This is a genomic window from Photorhabdus sp. RM323S, assembly GCF_042879375.1.
Taxonomy (GTDB): Bacteria; Pseudomonadota; Gammaproteobacteria; order Enterobacterales; family Enterobacteriaceae; genus Photorhabdus; species Photorhabdus tasmaniensis.
The window spans coordinates 91187-107970 of sequence record NZ_JBHFKZ010000008.1; the positions used below are offsets into that span (position 1 = coordinate 91187).

Consider the following 16784-nt stretch of genomic DNA (forward strand, 5'->3'; position numbering starts at 1 on the left):
CTATTCAATACTTATGCTTAAAGTTAGTCAAATTGTAATATTCTGCAACAATATGTAAATGTGAATACAATAAATAACAGAGGTGGAGGCGATTAATCGTGGAATATTGGTACATGGTGACTATACTATCTATTCTTTTATCTACCTGGGATGAAATCCAATGATTAATGAAATGACCAAATAGACAAATGAAACATCTACGTGATAATAAATTACTAATAATCAGCACATTATCATATGAACCCACCTGAGTTAAAGATTTTTTTATTTATTGCAGATTGTCTTTCTGAGCTGTTAGCTGATTCCATTTTGAATTTTTTGTTTTTAACTTAATTTTTCGATACTCTTCCGTGCTATATTTCCAATAATTTATTATAGATTTATTTTTTCGTGTATTTTCGAAAAAAACCTTGCTATCTGACAACTGTTTAATAATAATTGTCTAAGTTCTGTTATATCGCCAGATGCCGTTTATCATTAGCAACAGGGGTTAACTGATTAGCTTTCGTTTCTTTCCCTTCCTCAATATTCAACTTTCTGTGTGAGTTGTATTTCAAGATTGGGAATAGGATTTTTACTTTATTTCTTTGATGTAAGCATTCATCAATTTTAGCCGGAGAAGCCGGGTTGTTCTTTCAACACATGATGTCTGGCTACGTGCCATTGTAATGTTAAAAGAAGGAAATCATATCGATGAGTAATTTCGATACATAAAATAACATCATCAAGGCCATATTACTGATTTACTGGAGATCCCAGTAGTATGTTCTCCTCATCCACGGAGATGAACCATAAATGAAGCGATAATTCAATTGACTTCAAATACTGTTCCTCATTAATTAATATTGCTTTTATGTATGCGCCTTAACAGGCGCATACATCAGAGCCATTTATTCAACTGAACAGGCAGAAGCCCTTGGGACATAATCGAAGTGTAATTCCCGACTCCGGTTTCTTTTTACACTCCAAACGCCGTGAAAGCGCTCTGCATTACTGGCGGTATACCGCACTGTGTGGCGAATATTACTGTGTCCAAGATAATCTTGTATCAGCCGAGTATCCACCCCCCTATCTGCAAGAGCAAAACCGCAGGCATGCCGCAACATATGCGGGTGCGAACCTATAGAAATATTAGCCCGTTGCCCTAACTGGCTAATAATTTGATAAATGCGCTGGCGAGTCAACGGGTTCCCGTAACGTGACAAAAATAACCAATCGCTATCCGCACCCTGAAAGGTTTTACGCACTTTGAGCCAAGCCTTGATCGCCCGAATTTCATAGCCTAAAAGAGGATGATTTGTACAAAATCCACCTTTCAAACGCCGGATGTACAAACTTCCATCTTCCAAATCCAGATCGGATAACCGTAGATACCTAGCTTCACTAACACGTAAGCCATGAACAAAACTCATATATACCAGACAATAGTCGCGCTCCCGATTAGAGCTCTCTTTTGCTACTTCCAGCATACTTTCCACTTCGCGTTGCGTCAGATGTTTTCGTTGACCCATTATGGTCTATCCCAAATATTCTTTGCTTTAACGCATTGAACACACTGCGTTATCTGTAACTGATTAAGACCCGGAACCAACCCTAAATCCCCCATAGTAACTAAATCTGCACCAGGATGGCGGCAGATGACTGAACGAAATTGCTTTTGCTGTGCCTGATCCATGTTCAAGCTGTGTAATAGATAAGTTTCCAATGTCTGCTCTCCGGTAGCCCTCCCCTATTCTTACCATCACACAATAAAAAGAAAAATAGTGATTCAATTAACCGTCCCTCAACAAATGAGTCATGCTGGCTTAAAATATCAACAAAAATCACTGCGATAGGCTCAACAACCATTTTAACAAAAGGATCTGTGCCAGGTTGATTTTTGGTTCAAATCACAAGGAAGGATGTTGATGTAGTAATACATGTCGGCTATCGATAAACATTCCATCGCTCTATTTTTCTGCCGGAGAAATCCGGCGGGCAGCAAAATGACTGGCTGGTCACACTAACACATGTTCTTTTGTGCAAAACGATGCAGTACACCATCCAGATACGAAGTTCGATGTTTTAAATCGTCGTTCAATTTTACCCATGTCGCCATAATAATGCCCTTCACTGCCAAGTGGTACTTTTAAAAACCCATATATTATGACTCATTATTCCCCTTTTCAGCTAATTATTTATACAAAAATATGATTTGCGAGTGTACTCACACATTTAAAGATTACATGTTGTTCATTCTGTTATTTTTTATTTAAAACAATAAGATAGATATAATTTCATCTTCCCGTACGGCTATTCTTAATCTGTCTAATAATATCCATGCCAAGGAATAAGTTAGTGAAAAGAATCATTGATGTGTTGCAAAACCCCGGTAAATCTTCATACGGTCCAGTGTTGATTTCAGCAAACCGAACAATTGATCTCCTGATCCGCCATCTCAGTATAGAGCAACCTGACATTAGTTTTTTCCGTCAGAACAACACCAATGATGACTATATATTCAAGTTAGTTAAAACCACACCATATGATCGCGACAAACAAGAAAAATAGGAAAATAAACAAGGGATGTTAAGTATTAGATTAAAATAACATAAAAATATCTAAATAATTCCAATTATAAATAGTATTAATGGTTACATTATCCATCTGGAAGTATTTTTATATCAAATAATAAATCATTTAACTAACACATATAGGTAAAAATAAAAAATATTATTTTTTGACGAATTAACTGTTGCAATATATTATATAATCAGGTTATTTTAAGTGGAATCATTAAAAACTCTTCAGATAATTACTTAAATGATAATTAAGGAGTTGCCATGTCAAATATAATAAACAAGAAAAATAATATCACTCCGCAATTAATTTGCATGTGGGAAAGAAGTAATGAACCTTGGGGAGCTAAAGATTGCCAGTCAAAATTTATCTATGCCAATCCTGCCTTTTACCAACTACTCAACTTGCCTGAAAATTTTGATATTACCGGGCTTTCCACAGCCGAATTACCCTCGCCTATTGCAGAATATGAAGAAGAATATTACCGTCAGGATCAAAAAGTTATTCAAACTATGCAAAAAGTAACTTCAATGGAGACTCATCCATTTGGAGAAAATAAAACTAAGCAAATCTATATTTGTGATAAATATCCGCTTTGCGATGATCATGGTCGTTGTATCGGTATCACTTTTCATATGTACAAAACTCAAAATTTTTCTGCTTCTTATTATTATGAAAAAACCCCTCCAGCAACACTGGAGTTCACACCACCTAATGATTTATTGACGCAAACTGAATGGGAAGTTCTTTTTCTGACCCTTCGCTCATTAGATGAAGAAAGCATCAGTGAAAAATTAATGCTGAGTACAGAATATGTTGTTGATTGCATTCAATCAATTTACCAAAAATTTAATCTATCACAACAGATAGAATTAAAAGATTTCTGCAAAGAGAATAAATTTAATCTTTATGTTCCTGAAAGATTTATATCTTTCGGAAGCAAAGAATTATAAACTTATTATTAATTATATAAATAGGATTTGATGATGGAAAATACCAATAAAAATGATGGAAAATACCAATAAAATAGCCATCCCCCAACAAATAATAAATACAATAGAAACAAGCAACGATCCATGGGGTATTAGAGATAAGACATCGTGCTTTATATATGCCAATAAAGCCTATTGTGATCTCCTTAATTTACCTCATAATTATAATATTGAAGGAAAATATGATAGAGAGCTTCCAGCTCCAACAGCAGAATTTGAAGCAGACTTTCAATCACATGATCGAAAAGCAGAAGAACTGGAGCAAAAGGTATATTCACTGGAAACCCATCCTTTTGGTAAAGGACAAATTCTTTGTTCATATTTATTTGAATTATACCCTTTCTATAATGATTCAGGAAGTTGTATTGGAACTCTATTTCATGCAGGTAAAGTAAAAGATTTTTCTCTAACACATCTGTTTTATGGAAAATTACCAGAATCCGTTATGTTCCAATCACCATCTGAAATTTTTACTCAACATGAATGGGATATTATTTTCCTGTTTCTACAAAAATATTCCAGCAAACAAATAGAGCAAATACTGAATATTTCCTATCGTACCCTTGAAATTCATATATCAAGTATTTATCGCAAAATTGGAGTGAATTCCGACCGACAACTGGAAGAATATTGTCGCCTTAATGATTTTCATCTCTATGTACCAGAAAAATTTCAGCCAATTACTTAATATTGCTGATAAAACCATAGATGGATACATAAGAAAGATTTATAATAAATTTAAAGTTAGTTCAGATTCACAACTGGAGGAATATTGCCGGCTAAATAGTTTTGATCTCTATGCACCAAAAAGGTTTTTATTGTCTTACTTATAAATGTCGTCTATTTATTCAAATTTTTATAAGGTAATAATGTTATAAAGGTCAAATATGAGTCAATCAGGATGTAAAAAAGTCCCTTTTATTACTCCTCAGTTAACTAATATGTGGGATAAAAGTTTAGAACCATGGTTTGTAAAAGATAAGGAATTCCGCTTTATTTATGCAAATGCAATGTTTATTAAAGTTAATAATTTACCTGAAAACTTTAATGTTATCGGATATACCGATAAAGAATTACTAACACCAGTTAATAAATTTACTCACTTTTTTGAGGAACATGATCGTAAGGTCTTACAGTATATGCAGCGAATATCATCTCTTACCACTTATTCTCCAAACAAAAACGAACAATTTACATCCTATTTCTGTAATAAATACCCATTAATGGATGAAAATAATCAGTGTATTGGCGTAATTTCTCACGCCAGAGAAATACATAATTTTACCGTATCTCATTATATGGAGAATGATATTCCTATATCGATTAGATTTCAGCCACCAAACAATATTTTGAAAGAGAAAGAATGGGTAGTAATTTTTTTATTCTGCCGTGGCGTCAGCAATAAATATATTGCTGACGAAATAAAAATTTCATATCGCACTGTGGAAAAATATTTCGAAAGTATCTATGAGAAACTATCGGTTAACTCAGCTATTGAATTAAGAACATTTTGCAAAGAGAATGGTTATGATCTTTATATCCCCCCAAAATACCTTCAATCTATAGGCCATATTTTGCTATAAATAATCACGATTTCATTATTACGTATTTCTCTCTGACCTGTTTAATTAATCTTCGTTCCGCTTAAATTTTCTCCTAAACTGATATATGGAAAACAATTTGATAAATCAAAATAAAGGGCTTGATACAAAGCTAAATTATCATTTTTATGAATATTTTCGTCTCTTTTGCTAAAGGCTTTTAGAAAATTAAGAAACCACGAGACCAGCATGAGCACTGATTGAAGCTTATTATGGTCGAATGGTTTGCATTAATATTTTGGTAATAGAGATCGAGACAGGGCACCAATAACCCTGTTTCAACCCCAAACTCCAGATGTTCCAATCAACGAACAATAACGCCCAACAGAATTCCCAATGCACCAAAATCAGCGTCACTGAATGTCGTGTTAGCAATACCAATATCCCCCAGAACAGGTAACAGGAATACAGGCAGAAAAGTTATCAGCAAGCCCTGTGCAAAAGCACCGAGAATAGCCCCTCTGCGACCCCCCGTCGCATTACCGAAAACCCCAGCCGCAGCGCCAACGAAGAAATGTGGTACAACACCGGGAATAATTACCGTCATACCCAATATATACAGTATAAACATACCGATGATACCGGCAATAAAACTACTCAGGAAACCAACTAATACCGCATTAGGCGCGTAAGGGAATACAACCGGACAATCCAAAGCAGGTTTAGCATTCGGAACCAGTTTGTCAGAAATTCCTTTAAACGCGGGGACGATTTCTGCAATCACCATTCTCACACCTTGCAGTATGATATATACACCTGCGGCAAAGGTAATGGATTGCATTAGCGAGAACATGAACCTATTTCTTCCACCACTGACTTCTCTCACAAAATCACCACCGGCAAACAAGCAAGTGACCATGAAAATAATTGCCATCGTGAAAGAGATAGCAACCGGCGTATCACGCAGGAACAATAAGCTTTTCGGTACATTCATCTCTTCCGTTGAGTGCTCTTTGTTACCCAGTTTACTGCCAATAAAACCGGACAGAACATAAGAGAGCGTGGAAAAATGCCCAATGGCAACGTCGTCAGAACCTGTCACTTTCTTCATATACCGATGGGCGATCGCCGGAAAGAAAACCATAGCAACCCCAACAACCACAGAACCAATAACCACCAGCATAGTTCCGTTGATCCCTGCTGTTGCCAGAATGACCGCGACCATCATGGACATAAACAGTGTGTGATGCCCTGTCAGGAAGATGAATTTCCACGGGGTAAAACGGGCAATCAAGATGTTGATCACCATAGCAAAGAACATAATCATTGCCATTTCTTTGCCAAAACTTTTCTGCGCAATGGAAACAATTGCTTCGTTGTTTGGTACTACCCCCTGAATACCAAAAGCATGTTGGAAAATTGCAGCAAAGTCCCCCAATGAAGAGACGATTAATCCGGCCCCGGCCCCCAGGATCACAAAACCCATAATGGTTTTTATGGTGCCTTTGATACATTCAGTCACCGGCTTTTTTTGCGCGACCAGACCAATAAGTGCGATAAATCCCACTAAAATCGCAGGCTCTGACAATACATCACTCATCAGAAAATGGAAGAATTCCATGACAGCCTCCGGTTACAATGCACCAAGTTCGGCTAATGCCATGGACAGACGCGCTTTCATTGCAGCTTTATCTACCATATTGTCCAGCGCAACAATTTTGCCATCGACTGCCTGAGCAACCAGTTGTTCTGCAATATCTTTTGTACCAACAAAAATATCGCTTTGAGTTGCTTTTGCTGAACCCAGATCAACATGATCAACGCTGGCATCTATCCCCATCTCTTTCAGAATACTTTTAATGCTCATTTCCATCATCAGGCTGGTACCTAGCCCATTTCCACAAACGACTGTAATTTTCATACTGTTTTCCCATAGAAAAAAATAGTGAATTAATATTTGTTAATAACAGCAAGAATCTCTTCTTTACTTTTAGCCTCCATCAGCAACCCTGTATCTTGTTGATTATCAAATAGTGCAGCAAGTTGAGAAATCACTTCAATATGGCTATTGCTGTCAATCGCTGCCAAGACAATCAACAGTTTGACCGGATCATTTTCTTCAGAACCAAACTCAACACCTTTACTAATAACGGTTAATGCTAAAGATAGCTTATTGACACCTTCCTCAGGTCTGGCATGTGGCATGGCAATTCCCGGTCCGACAACGTAATAGGGCCCAATGGCCTCATGAGAGCAATAAATAGCATCAATATAACGGAGTGAGATTGAATGATTCTCCACCAGAGGCTGGCAAGCAATAGCAATAGCTTCGCGCCAGTCTTCAGCGTCAGAGATAATTTGGACTACATCACTGGTAAGTAAAGTTTTTAGCATCGGCCTCTCCTGAAATTATATTCCGCTTTCTATCCCCTGTTCTCTACCCAGTGATATTAGTCACAAATGGTAGCGCTATCTATCATTGCAACTCATTATTGTGATAGCGCTATCATTTGTTATCTGATCGATTTACCTGAATATGAAAAACACGTCATGGTTTTTTTCCCACGACTTGCCTGAGATAAGGTAGAATCCCACCGTCAAATTCATAGCCGTTAGTTAAAAAAAGAAAAATATTGATGGAAAAGACACGAAAACGCCGTAATACAGGGCGAGTAACATTACAAGATGTTGCTAAGTATGCCGGTGTCGGTTCAATGACGGTTTCTCGCGCATTGAGAACACCAGAAATGGTATCGGATAAATTACGGGAAAAAATTGAACGGGCCATACAGGAATTAGGCTATATCCCCAATGGCGCTGCCGGCGTACTTGCCTCAGGCCAAAGCAATATTATCGCGGTTCTTGTTCCATCTCTGACAGACAGAGCCAGCGCCACATTTATACAATCCCTGCAACAGGTGCTGAATAAACATTCCTTCCAGGTTTTACTCGGATGTCATGAATATAACCGTAATAAAGAAGCCGAAATTATCATGACATTGCTGCAAAGCAACGCAGCTGCATTGGTTATCTTCGGTTCTCAACTGGCAGATAAAACCTATAACAACATTTCTCATATCAATATCCCGATTATCAATGTCGCGGGATCTCATCAACAACAGACAACGATCAATATAGAAACGGATTTTTCCGCAGCAGTTTATACCCTGACTGAACATATGCTGAATAATGGCCGCAAGCATATTGGTTATATTGGCGCACAGATGGATAATCGTTTGCAAAATCAGCAAATTAATGGCTGGAATAAAGCCATGCTACATCACTATCAGAACGCAGACCAAAATATCACTACGCCAGATACTGCCAGTATGCAATTTGGTTGTCAGGCAATCGCTGAAATGTTATTACGTCAACCGGAATTGGAAGGCGTGATTTGCAGCCATGAAGTGATTGCCTTAGGAGTGATGTTTGAATGTCAGCGTCGTCTGCTTAAAATACCGGCTGATCTGGCCGTTGCCTGCCTGGAAGGCTCTGATAACTGCGATCACACACAACCAACACTGACATCAATCCGTATTGACTACCCCAAAATAGGAAAGGACACAGGAAAATGGCTGGTAAAACTGCTTAATAAACAGGATGAAGATGAGCCAGAATATCAAAATAATCAATATCACCTGTTTTCGTATAAGTTTGAGCCAAGACAAAGTGCTTAACGGAGTTAAAAATCCCAGTAAGATGACACAAACTGCCACAAGAGCCTATAAAAGCGCTAATTATTTAGTCTGCTGACAACTTAGATCATGTGGCTTAAAAGGAAAACCCGCGCAGTCTTCAACCCGATTTACTATGTCAGCAATTGTCGTTTCAGCCAGGGCAGCTTCCAACACACAGGTAATACGCGAGAACTCATCTTCTAAAACAGGAGTGATATTGTGTCCGATATAGCATTTGGGATTGGGTTTGGAACGGTGCAACGTGAAATATAATGGATCTTCAACTGTACGATAAATATCCAGCAATGAGACCTGCTCCGGTGGCCGGGCCAATAACGCTCCCCCGCCCTGACCCATTTGCGAATAGGTCAACCCGGCCTCGGCAAGAGCACCCAGAAGCCGGCGAACGACAGTCGGGTTAGTATTCACACTTTTTGCGATGTCTTCGGAGCGTACAGCTTGACCATGATGAAGCGCAATATCAGTGAGAATATGAATAGCCACGGCAAAACGGGTAGATGTCGGCACTGGAAAACCCTGTATATCTTAAGGATGTCATTGAGAATAGCAGAAAATAAGAAAAAAGTTATATGATATGTCACTAATTTCGCCGCAGAGTAAATAGTGAAACTCAGAATGTCAATCTGACTGATTAACATTCCTGCTCCTCCCGATCTGTTACCACATACCATTATCTAGTTTAGCTCGTGTAACGAGCTTGATATATCAGGTTAGATACGATCTGTATGGGCACGTTCAATCTGGAGAGTATCGGCAACCTGCTGTAATTTAATTAATCGCCCATCCCGCACTGTCCATATGTGGACGAAACGAGAAATAAATCGTTTGCCTTTCTTTATTCGTCCCAAGTAATTACCCAACACAATGACATGATCACCTGACTCGAAATATTCAGAGCCATCTGCAACGAATTCATCAGTATCGTTAAAAAGTGGCACAAAAAAATTATTCAATATATCTTCAATTCCTTCATAAACCCCACTATATCGAGAGCCCTCAGTAATATCCCAAACAACGTCATTCCCCATGATCTGGCGAAGAATATCGACATCACCCATAGAATCGTAAAAACGACGAACAATAGATATATTTAATGAATCTGACATTGATACTTCTCCTTCAAATTACCCCACGTTGATAATAGGGCCGACTCTGGTAAAACGAGCCGACCTGATATTCTGGAATGTTCAGTAAAAATTCTATAAAATTTTTAATTTACATCCCTGGAAAATAACCCGAACATCTTTCATCTTAGGCTATCCATTGCGGGTAAGATATCCCCTTACCTAGGTAAGCACAGGATAATCGATATAGCCTACGGGCCCAGGAACCATAAAGGTTTCCAGTTGTTGTTCGTTAAATGGCGCTTCAACTAAAAGCCGGTGAGGTAAGTCCGGGTTAGAGATGAACAAATGACCGAAAGCCACCGCATCAGCCCTGCCGTCAGCAAGGGCTTGCGCGGCACTCTCTCTTGTCAGTTCCTCATTGGCAATATAGGTTGACCCAAAGGCTTCTTTTATCATCTTGCCCAAATCACCGTCAACAACAGGATCACGCGAAAAAATGAAAGCAATTCCACGTTTACCCAGTTCACGCGCGACGTATCCGAAAGTCACCATAGGATTGGAATCCGCCATGGAGTAATAACCACCACGTGGTGACAAATGCATACCAACACGAGATGCTCCCCAGACTGAAATGCAAGCATCTGTTACTTCAAGCAGCAACCGGGCCCGGTTTTCTACTGAACCTCCGTACTGATCTGTACGCAGATTAGTATTATCTTGCAAAAATTGATCGAGCAAATAGCCATTCGCACCATGTATTTCCACGCCATCAAATCCTGCTATTTTCGCATTTTCCGCTCCACGTCTGAACATCTCAACAATGCCAGGAATTTCATCAGATTCCAGAGCCCGCGGAACCACAAAGGGGCGTTTTGGGCGTAATAAGCTGACATGACCATCAATTGCAATCGCGCTTGGAGCCACTGGCCGTTCCCCATTAAGGAAAATGGGATCCGATACCCGCCCTACATGCCAAAGCTGCATGAAAATACGCCCACCGGCAGCATGTACCGCATCCGTAACTAACCGCCACCCCGCAATTTGTTCGTCTGACCAAATGCCAGGAGTATCAGCGTAACCCACACCCTGTGGCGTTACTGAAGTTGCTTCACTGATAATCAAACCAGCAGATACGCGCTGAACATAGTATTCCGCCATCAGAGCATTGGGAATACGTCCTTCTCCCACGGCACGGTTACGTGTCAGAGGAGCCATAATGATACGATTCGGCAAGTCGAGATCACCAATGCGAATTGGGTCAAAAAGTGTAGGCATATTTTTTTCTCTCATATGGACTAAATAAATGCTCTTCGTTACACATCATCAATCGATACATAACCAGGTATACCAACAGCAAACAACATCGGTCAGGGAATGTCTTCATTCTCAAACCTTCAGCAACGAGGGGATCCGCCGATGTGAATTAATGTAACTTACACAGTTACATTAAACAAGAGGGGAGTGACATAAAAAAGGCCACGTAATACGCAGCCTTGAAGCTTTCTTTAATGGATAGAGCCCCTATCCAATGAATTTTAAATCAGCTTTTCTGTGTCGCTTTTGTTGCTGATAGAAATTTTCATGAGGGCCAAAGTTCAGCAGGTACAACTCTATTTTCCCTTCAATCCAACAATAGCCAAGCAATGTTAACTGGTTATTTAACTGAAATTTATGAACTCGAAGGAAACTTAAATCGCCTTTCTTCTGTTCACCGATTTCAGGGTTATCAATTATTCTATCAATCTCATCTTCTACTATCGTAAGAAGATTTTCAGATAACTTAGATAATGCCTTAGAGAAACGCCTTGTTTCGTAAACATCAATCTTTGGATCTTTTTGTCCTTCTGACATAACGCGATACCTTACCACTGTTGACTTCGCTTTTTGCCAGTAAAGAATCAAGAATAAAAGAGTACGGCAAATCGGGGTTGTCCTCAGCAATGCGCCCAATCTTAGCCCAATGCTCGATTTGCTTAGGTACACTTCTACTTGAAGCTTCTGCGTAAATCTTGACATCATTCACGAAATCATTATCTAAACGTATACTGATAGCCATAGCGTGCTCCTCTGGGATTTTGTACTACATGCGATATGAAGCGCATACGCGATAAAATGCAACATTTTGTTGCATTATGCAATCATTGATTACAATTTCTCTATATCAATTCCCATGATACAAAAGGCCATGCAATATATAGATTGGAAGACCCGATTCACCAATGAATCACACTCATAATACAAATCGGGTACTTTTAAATTATTTACGATTAGATTTCGGCTGCATCCAGGTATTTTGTCATTTCATCATCAGGCACCATACCACCGCCGGTTGCCCAAACCAGATGTGTAGCCTGTTTCATTTTGTCCACCGAAAGGTTTCTACTATTCAGGTAATCAAGGTTTCCGCTAACACGAGCAGGGCCAACCATCCCAACTAACGCCGAAGGCTCCAACCGGATACCCTCATCACGATTAAGTAAGCCCAACAGATTATACATTTCCTGATCATGAACGGTATAAAAACCATCCAGTAAGCGTTCCATAGCGCGCCCAACAAAGCCGGAAGCCCTTCCTACCGCAAGACCATCAGCAGCAGTAATATTGTCGATACCAATATCCTGTACACAAATATTGTCGTGCAGACCGGTATATACCCCCAACAACATACAGGGAGAATGGGTAGGTTCAGCAAAAATGCAGTGCACATGATCACCAAAAGCCAGCTTCAATCCGAACGCGACACCACCAGGACCACCACCAACGCCACATGGCAGGTAAACGAATAAGGGATGATCTTCATCAACTACCATATTCATTTGCTCAAGCTGCGTTTTTACCCGTGCACCCGCTACAGAATACCCCAGAAACAATGTTTGAGAGTTTTCATCGTCGATAAAGAAACAGTCAGGATTAAATTCCGCTTCTTTACGGCCCTGGGCCACCGCCACCCCATAATCTTGTTTATATTCCACAACATTAACCCCATGTGAACGTAGCTTTTGCTTCTTCCATTCACGGGCATCGGCAGACATGTGTACACTGACATTAAAACCCAGCTTCACACTGATAATACCTATGGATAACCCCAAATTACCGGTGGAGCCTACAGCAATGCTGTATTGATTAAAAAACTGCCTGAACTCTTCTGAAAACAATTTGCTGTAATCATCGTCTTCAGAAAGCAAACCAGCTTGTAATGCTAATTTTTCCGCGTGAGTTAATACTTCATAAATTCCACCACGGGCTTTAATCGAACCAGAAATGGGCAAGTGGCTGTCTTTTTTGAGCAAAACTTTTCCTGCGATATCTACACCATAATGTTGCTCTAGTGTTTTCTGCATCGCAGGAATAGCGACTATCTCTGATTCAATAATGCCATGTGTGGCTTCCGTTTCTGGGAAAGCTTTACATAAATAAGGTGCAAAACGATTCAGACGTGCTTCAGCATCCCCGACATCATTAGCATCCAAACCCACGAAAGGTAATCCCTCTTTAAAAGTGGTGTTACAAGGGTTAAACCAGAAGATTTCCTCCAATTCGATTAAATTTTTTACTAACGGATATTCATTTAGTAATTGTTGAATCTCAGTACTTTTCATTTATGTGTTAACCCAAGATTGGTGTTTCCCTGGTATATAAAAAAACAACTCTTACTTTTTTAATTATTAGAATTCTTATTATATTCAATATGTTATGTTTACTACGATTTTCTATAAAACACCAAAACATCACAATTTATTTATATTTTATCTTCCCCTTGTTTTGATTACTACGTTACTGTTTATTTTTTATTATTTTAGCTCTAAAGCTGCCTATTTTATAGGCTTCCCTGGTACTGACACATTCGCACTTCTTATTCTTATTTTTCAAGACTGAGCTATTATTCCCTCTCATTACACGATAGTAGAAAGGAGAAATGTCCCAGCCAATGCAACAATAGATGCAATAAATGTTGCGGTTGTATAGTATTTAAAAGTTTCATTGAGCGTTGCGCCACAATACTGCTTAACCAACCAAAACAGCGAATCAGTTACAATAGTACAGCCGATAGCCCCGGAACCAATAGCTAACGCAATAATTTCAGGGCTGATATCCGGATATAACGGCAATATTGGTGAAACAATCGCTGTTGCGCCCATCATTGCTACAGTTGCTGAACCAACCGCTGCATGCAAAATAATAGCAACCAACCAAGATAAAAGAATTGGATGCATATCCAGGCCCGACAAAATAACGGCCAGCGTATCACTAAGCCCACTTGCTTTCAGAATGCTATTAAATGCTCCGCCTGCACCGATAATCAATAAGATATTAGCAATAGAGGCGAAACAATCTTCCGTCTTCGTCAACAATGTACTCATGCCCACATTTTGCCTGATGCCTAAAGTATAATAGGCAACAAACGCGGCAATAAACATGGCTGTAATAGGGTTGCCGATAAATTCCAACACCGTATAAAACGTGGTGCCTTTTTCCATATTTAATTCGGCAGCTGTTTTAATCAACATCAAGCCAATTGGCAATAACACAGTAAACAATGTCATGCCTAAAGAGGGTAAATCCTCTTCCTTGTGAACTTTAATTTTAGAAAATTCAGCCGGAACCGATTTAAAAGGCAGACGGCTACCGAGAAATTTCTGAAATAATGAGCCACTAATCAAAGCAGCAAACAGAGCAACTATCAGCCCATAAACAATGACTGAACCAATATCCGCACCCAGTTTATTTGTCACAAACAATGCGGCCGGATGTGGAGGAACAATACAATGAACCGCCATCAATGCCACACACAATGGGATCGCTAATTTCAACAGTGACGTGTTGGTTTTCCTGGCAATAGAAAACGCCAGTGGGATTAACAATACTACCCCCACTTCAACAAACAACGTAATACCACAAACCAGACCAATCAGTACCATAATGATATCTGATGAAAGCCATCGGCATTTTTGCAATGTGATACCAATGCGCTCTGCGGCACCGGATATCTCCATCATCTTACCAAGAATGGTCCCCAGACCAATCACCACCGCCAAAAAACCCAACGTACCACCAACCCCTCCCTCAATGGCACTCACCATCTCAACAGGGTTCATTCCCATTAATGCACCGACATAAAAACTTGCCAACAATAGCGCCAAAAAGGGGTGAATTTTTAATTTAATTATCGTAAATACAATTAACACAATACTTGTGAGTAACGTACCTATCACCCAAGGTTGTGAATCCACTTAATCATTCCCCACAGTTGACCTCTGTCTGTTACACGCTTTTTTACTATTGAATATGAATATTCCATTTTTGACAAATGATTAATACATAGTCATGCATGAACCAGATTGAGTCAATTCAGTGATGTTGATCAAAGTTTTCACTTTATTTGAGATTTAAATCACTAAAACTATCTGAAACATGCCACCTTAATGATACGGTTGCATTACCCCGTCGTCGATAAAACAGAAACATTATAAATATGTACACAGATGATAATTTCATGGTTGTAAATAAGCTACTCAATGGAAACCAGTTATCAAAACTGCATACATTTGAGATAGCGGCCCGTCACTGCTCTTTTGCTCTGGCTGCTGATGAGCTAGCTATCAGTGCCAGTGCAGTCAGCCATCGAATCAGTTCACTGGAACAAGAGCTGGGGTTTAAACTTTTCCAACGTTTTCACAGAAAGATTGAATTAACTTGTGAAGGAAAGCGTTTATTTTGGACAATTAAATCGACTCTGGAGCATTTGAATCAGGAAATTCTGGAAATAAAAAATCAAGAGTTATCGGGTAATCTGACTATTTACTCCCGTCCTACTTTTACTCAATGCTGGTTAGTTCCCAAATTGGCTGATTTTAATCAGCTATATCCGTCCATTAATCTGAATATTCTGGTCGGTAACGAAAATGTGAATTTCCGCGGTTATGGTATCGATCTTGCGATTTACTTTGATGATATTATGTCTAATGAGCTATCACATCAATATCTGATGAGTGAATACATTACCCCAGTCTGTAGCCCGCAATATGCAGAAAAACATAACCTGATGGGAAATATCGATAATCTGCAATACTGTACACTATTGCATGATAAACAAGCATGGAGCTACGATTCTGATACCAAAGAATGGGACACCTGGACAGAACACTTTGATATTACACTGGACCCATCACAAAAGTGTATCGTCTTCGATCGCTCTGACTTAGCTGCCGTCGCTGCAATGCACCACGCGGGTGTTGCAATGGGAAGAAAGAATATGATTTGGGAAAAAATTGAAAATAACGAATTAGTCGCGCCCTTTCCCAACACCGAAGTGCTATGTAAACAGTATTACTATACCTGTACCCTACCTCAACAACAGAATGAGAAAGTCAATGCATTTATTCAATGGTTGAAATCAACTATAAACGAATAAAAACATAACCCATCATCAGTCTGCCTCCAAGCAACCCCATCCTTCAAGACAAAGAGGAAAGGAGGCGATTTTCCTGCTAACGATTAGCTTTTGTGTTTTCACATTTTCCGATGCAGCGTGTGACAGCCATGAAACAGACATATAAATATCCCCGCAAGAATTGTTTCCCCATAAACTGCCATGTCAGACTATTTTTCATTCAATCTAGTACGCATTAATACGTTATTAATGTAGATATAAGTCACATTATTTGCATTTAGATAAGAATAGATTTATCTGTTTACCAACGACAAAATTAACATAACATTGATTTAATCATCTACATCAAAGCATCACCAGAAAATTAATTACCTGATTTTTTCTAGATATTTTTATTTCCCAACATCAACTATAACAGTCATTTTAGAGATATACTTCTGTTTTTCATGTTAATGTAATTATCTCCTCTTTTACTTAATCAACCAGTGAAATGATTGAAGAAATTTACAAAATGTTTAATATTTTTAGCTGACGAA

The 16784-nt window shown here is 39.0% G+C and carries 18 protein-coding genes; 6 read left to right on the plus strand and 12 right to left on the minus strand.

Features of this window, described 5'->3' with window-relative positions:
- Positions 1–890 precede the first annotated feature (890 nt).
- Entirely contained in the window at positions 891–1511 is a 621-nt protein-coding gene (locus ACGF7G_RS06050) for a tyrosine-type DNA invertase (RefSeq protein ID WP_133815784.1), read from the minus strand.
- Positions 1511–1705: a hypothetical protein gene (locus ACGF7G_RS06055; RefSeq protein WP_387464191.1), complete on the minus strand. Its 195-nt coding sequence runs from the start codon at positions 1703–1705 to the stop codon at positions 1511–1513. The genes ACGF7G_RS06050 and ACGF7G_RS06055 overlap by 1 nt, the downstream gene beginning before the upstream one ends.
- A 632-nt stretch (positions 1706–2337) precedes the next feature.
- On the opposite strand from ACGF7G_RS06055, the gene ACGF7G_RS06060 reads away from it, so the two are divergent.
- The 4 genes from ACGF7G_RS06060 (at position 2338) to ACGF7G_RS06075 (ending at position 5134) form a co-directional block, all read left to right on the plus strand.
- Positions 2338–2550 (plus strand): hypothetical protein, encoded by a 213-nt coding sequence (locus ACGF7G_RS06060; protein ID WP_387464193.1) that lies wholly within the window; start codon positions 2338–2340, stop codon positions 2548–2550.
- Positions 2551–2822: 272 nt separating this feature from the next.
- On the plus strand, positions 2823–3512 hold the full coding sequence (locus tag ACGF7G_RS06065; RefSeq protein WP_387464194.1) for a PAS domain-containing protein: 690 nt from the start codon (positions 2823–2825) through the stop codon (positions 3510–3512).
- Positions 3513–3567: 55 nt separating this feature from the next.
- Entirely contained in the window at positions 3568–4239 is a 672-nt protein-coding gene (locus tag ACGF7G_RS06070; RefSeq protein ID WP_387464231.1) for a helix-turn-helix transcriptional regulator, read from the plus strand.
- Between the two features lie 199 nt (positions 4240–4438).
- Positions 4439–5134: a helix-turn-helix transcriptional regulator gene (locus ACGF7G_RS06075; protein WP_387464196.1), complete on the plus strand. Its 696-nt coding sequence runs from the start codon at positions 4439–4441 to the stop codon at positions 5132–5134.
- Positions 5135–5456: 322 nt separating this feature from the next.
- On the opposite strand, the gene ACGF7G_RS06080 is transcribed toward ACGF7G_RS06075, so the two are convergent.
- From ACGF7G_RS06080 to ACGF7G_RS06090, 3 genes are read right to left on the minus strand one after another with little or no spacing between them, the layout of a single operon-like run.
- A complete protein-coding gene (locus ACGF7G_RS06080; protein WP_133815789.1) occupies positions 5457–6713 on the minus strand; it encodes a PTS ascorbate transporter subunit IIC in 1257 nt (418 codons plus the stop codon).
- A gap of 12 nt (positions 6714–6725) precedes the next feature.
- A complete protein-coding gene (locus ACGF7G_RS06085; protein WP_133815790.1) occupies positions 6726–7013 on the minus strand; it encodes a PTS sugar transporter subunit IIB in 288 nt (95 codons plus the stop codon).
- Between the two features lie 29 nt (positions 7014–7042).
- Positions 7043–7486 carry a PTS sugar transporter subunit IIA gene (locus ACGF7G_RS06090; protein WP_133815791.1) on the minus strand — a complete coding sequence of 148 codons (444 nt, stop codon included), beginning with the start codon at positions 7484–7486 and terminating at the stop codon, positions 7043–7045.
- A 242-nt stretch (positions 7487–7728) separates the two neighbouring features.
- Here ACGF7G_RS06090 and ACGF7G_RS06095 point away from each other — a divergent pair, with 242 nt between their 5' ends.
- A complete protein-coding gene (locus ACGF7G_RS06095) occupies positions 7729–8769 on the plus strand; it encodes a LacI family DNA-binding transcriptional regulator (RefSeq protein WP_133815792.1) in 1041 nt (346 codons plus the stop codon).
- 60 nt (positions 8770–8829) lie between these two features.
- Here the strand turns inward: ACGF7G_RS06095 and ACGF7G_RS06100 are convergent, their stop codons facing one another.
- The 7 genes from ACGF7G_RS06100 to dsdX all read right to left on the minus strand — a co-directional run bounded on the left by ACGF7G_RS06100 (position 8830) and on the right by dsdX (position 15088).
- Positions 8830–9297: an Rrf2 family transcriptional regulator gene (locus ACGF7G_RS06100; protein ID WP_387464197.1), complete on the minus strand. Its 468-nt coding sequence runs from the start codon at positions 9295–9297 to the stop codon at positions 8830–8832.
- A gap of 203 nt (positions 9298–9500) precedes the next feature.
- Positions 9501–9896 (minus strand): nuclear transport factor 2 family protein, encoded by a 396-nt coding sequence (locus tag ACGF7G_RS06105; protein ID WP_133815794.1) that lies wholly within the window; start codon positions 9894–9896, stop codon positions 9501–9503.
- A gap of 180 nt (positions 9897–10076) precedes the next feature.
- On the minus strand, positions 10077–11132 hold the full coding sequence (locus tag ACGF7G_RS06110) for an alkene reductase (RefSeq protein WP_387464198.1): 1056 nt from the start codon (positions 11130–11132) through the stop codon (positions 10077–10079).
- 246 nt (positions 11133–11378) lie between these two features.
- Positions 11379–11708 (minus strand): type II toxin-antitoxin system RelE/ParE family toxin, encoded by a 330-nt coding sequence (locus ACGF7G_RS06115; RefSeq protein WP_387464199.1) that lies wholly within the window; start codon positions 11706–11708, stop codon positions 11379–11381.
- Positions 11677–11913, minus strand: coding sequence for a hypothetical protein (locus ACGF7G_RS06120; RefSeq protein ID WP_133815797.1), 237 nt, complete (start codon positions 11911–11913; stop codon positions 11677–11679). Before ACGF7G_RS06120 ends, ACGF7G_RS06115 begins: the two co-directional genes overlap by 32 nt.
- 211 nt (positions 11914–12124) lie before the next feature.
- Positions 12125–13456: a D-serine ammonia-lyase gene (locus ACGF7G_RS06125; RefSeq protein WP_387464200.1), complete on the minus strand. Its 1332-nt coding sequence runs from the start codon at positions 13454–13456 to the stop codon at positions 12125–12127.
- A 294-nt stretch (positions 13457–13750) separates the two neighbouring features.
- Positions 13751–15088, minus strand: a complete 1338-nt coding sequence (dsdX, locus tag ACGF7G_RS06130; protein WP_387464202.1) for a D-serine transporter DsdX — start codon at positions 15086–15088, stop codon at positions 13751–13753.
- A gap of 242 nt (positions 15089–15330) precedes the next feature.
- On the opposite strand from dsdX, the gene dsdC reads away from it, so the two are divergent.
- A complete protein-coding gene (gene dsdC / locus ACGF7G_RS06135; RefSeq protein ID WP_387464204.1) occupies positions 15331–16269 on the plus strand; it encodes a DNA-binding transcriptional regulator DsdC in 939 nt (312 codons plus the stop codon).
- The last annotated feature ends 515 nt before the right edge of the window (positions 16270–16784 follow it).

Bases quoted from the DNA above. Each gene is read 5' to 3' on its own strand.
- ACGF7G_RS06050 (WP_133815784.1), bottom strand. From the start codon at position 1,511: ATGGGTCAACGAAAACATCTGACGCAACGCGAAGTGGAAAGTATGCTG.
- ACGF7G_RS06065 (WP_387464194.1), top strand. From the start codon at position 2,823: ATGTCAAATATAATAAACAAGAAAAATAATATCACTCCGCAATTAATT.
- ACGF7G_RS06070 (WP_387464231.1), top strand. From the start codon at position 3,568: ATGGAAAATACCAATAAAATAGCCATCCCCCAACAAATAATAAATACA.
- ACGF7G_RS06075 (WP_387464196.1), top strand. From the start codon at position 4,439: ATGAGTCAATCAGGATGTAAAAAAGTCCCTTTTATTACTCCTCAGTTA.
- ACGF7G_RS06080 (WP_133815789.1), bottom strand. From the start codon at position 6,713: ATGGAATTCTTCCATTTTCTGATGAGTGATGTATTGTCAGAGCCTGCG.
- ACGF7G_RS06085 (WP_133815790.1), bottom strand. From the start codon at position 7,013: ATGAAAATTACAGTCGTTTGTGGAAATGGGCTAGGTACCAGCCTGATG.
- ACGF7G_RS06090 (WP_133815791.1), bottom strand. From the start codon at position 7,486: ATGCTAAAAACTTTACTTACCAGTGATGTAGTCCAAATTATCTCTGAC.
- ACGF7G_RS06095 (WP_133815792.1), top strand. From the start codon at position 7,729: ATGGAAAAGACACGAAAACGCCGTAATACAGGGCGAGTAACATTACAA.
- ACGF7G_RS06105 (WP_133815794.1), bottom strand. From the start codon at position 9,896: ATGTCAGATTCATTAAATATATCTATTGTTCGTCGTTTTTACGATTCT.
- ACGF7G_RS06110 (WP_387464198.1), bottom strand. From the start codon at position 11,132: ATGCCTACACTTTTTGACCCAATTCGCATTGGTGATCTCGACTTGCCG.
- ACGF7G_RS06115 (WP_387464199.1), bottom strand. From the start codon at position 11,708: ATGTCAGAAGGACAAAAAGATCCAAAGATTGATGTTTACGAAACAAGG.
- ACGF7G_RS06120 (WP_133815797.1), bottom strand. From the start codon at position 11,913: ATGGCTATCAGTATACGTTTAGATAATGATTTCGTGAATGATGTCAAG.
- ACGF7G_RS06125 (WP_387464200.1), bottom strand. From the start codon at position 13,456: ATGAAAAGTACTGAGATTCAACAATTACTAAATGAATATCCGTTAGTA.
- dsdC (WP_387464204.1), top strand. From the start codon at position 15,331: ATGTACACAGATGATAATTTCATGGTTGTAAATAAGCTACTCAATGGA.